This window comes from Mesorhizobium sp. P5_C1, from assembly GCF_054049815.1.
Genome location: NZ_JBFULQ010000890.1, coordinates 1 through 1507, shown reverse-complemented (window position 1 = coordinate 1507; position 1507 = coordinate 1). Strand labels below are relative to the sequence as shown.

General features: G+C 56.0%; 3 protein-coding genes. 1 reads left to right on the top strand and 2 read right to left on the bottom strand.

The annotated features are described in order from the left end of the window. Positions 1-237: response regulator (locus tag ACXJ7R_RS32305; RefSeq protein ID WP_366930581.1), on the bottom strand; the 237-nt coding region annotated here is incomplete at its 3' end. Between the two features lie 452 nt (positions 238-689). Here ACXJ7R_RS32305 and ACXJ7R_RS32300 point away from each other — a divergent pair. Beyond that, on the top strand, positions 690-1067 hold the full coding sequence (locus ACXJ7R_RS32300) for a flagellar export protein FliJ (RefSeq protein WP_457155343.1): 378 nt from the start codon (positions 690-692) through the stop codon (positions 1065-1067). Positions 1068-1160: 93 nt separating this feature from the next. On the opposite strand, the gene ACXJ7R_RS32295 is transcribed toward ACXJ7R_RS32300, so the two are convergent. Then, positions 1161-1507: winged helix-turn-helix transcriptional regulator (locus ACXJ7R_RS32295; RefSeq protein ID WP_457155342.1), on the bottom strand; the 347-nt coding region annotated here is incomplete at its 5' end.

Below are 1507 nucleotides of genomic sequence, written 5' to 3'. Positions count from 1 at the left end.
GGAGAGGATGAGGATCGGCGTTTTCACCTTGGACAGGCGAAGCGTTCTCAAGACTTCATAGCCCGACATGTCAGGCAGGTTGAGATCGAGAAGGATGATGTCGTAGTCGTAGAGCTTGCCTAGATCGACACCCTCTTCACCGAGATCGGTCGTGTAGACATTGAAACTTTCCGATTTCAGCATCAGTTCGATGCTTTGTGCGGTTGCACTGTCATCTTCTATCAGCAGAACACGCATTTCATTCCCCTTTTCTGCTGCCGGACCATTTCACGACCCGTCCGGACCCGGAGCAGTGGTTGCCTTGTGCAGAGGCTGCCATCAAATGGTTAACAAAACCTAATTTCCCGTCCACTACGGTACCAGATTTTTTAACCTCTTTCTACACCCTCTTGAATCTAATAACGAATCCCAGAACCCAATTCCTAATGCAACACATTAACAACCTGGACTAAGCGACTCCAGAGACTCATTGACGCGGCTCCCGCATCGGCGGCCGGAATTTTTACCCGGCCTTAAGTCCTGAGCCGTATGATTAACAATGCCCGTAAACGAATGGTTACCGCCGGCAAAAAACTTTAGGGTTTTGTTTCCTATAGTTCGGGGAAAGCCGGTGGACACGGGCAAGGCCTGGGCCTTTCCAGGCGGTTTGGACGATATGTGCGGGTGTGCGTTTCCGGGAGTACCGAATCATGAAGTCACGTGAAAACCTCGTTCGGCTGAAACAGTTTCAGGTGAATGAGAAGCGGCGGCAGCTGCTGCAGCTCGACATGATGRTCGCCGAGTTCGAACGCATGGCCGTCGAACTGGAGCTTCAGATCACCGCCGAAGAAAAGAAAGCCGGCATCACCGACATCAACCATTTTGCCTATCCGACCTTTGCCAAGGCGGCGCGTTTACGTCGCGACAACCTTAGAAATTCGCAAAGCGACCTCGCCCACCAGCGAAGCACTGCCGAATCATTACTCGGCGAAGCTGAAGCGGAGCTTTCCAAGGCTGAGATGCTCGAATCACGCGACACCAAGATTCGCGAGGCCGAGGTCGGCGGCCGCAGCGCCATGATCGGCTGAAGTCCGGCCTGTCCGCGACGTCGGCGCTTGCCGGCGAGCGCAAAATCCCGCTTCCGGCCTTTGCCGGACGGCTACGAAAGACTCGGATCGAAGCTAGGCGGCCCAGCCGCCTTCATTTTCAGCAGTCGCCCGCGCCCTGGCCTCCTTGATGTCCGGCGCATGCTGTTCCGACCACGACCTGATCTGGTTGAGCAGTCCCGCCAGGTTCTGGCCAAGCTCAGTCAATTCATATTCGACGCGAGGCGGAATGACCGGGAAGATCTCGCGCCGCACCAGACCGTCGCGCTCAAGCACGCGCAATGTCTGCGTCAGCATCTTCGGCGTGATGCCTTCGAGCTTGCGGGCAAGCTCGCCATTGCGCAACCGGCCTTTGCGCAGCGCACAAACCACCAGATAGACCCATTTGCTGACCAGCATCTCGAGCACGGTGTGCGAAGCAC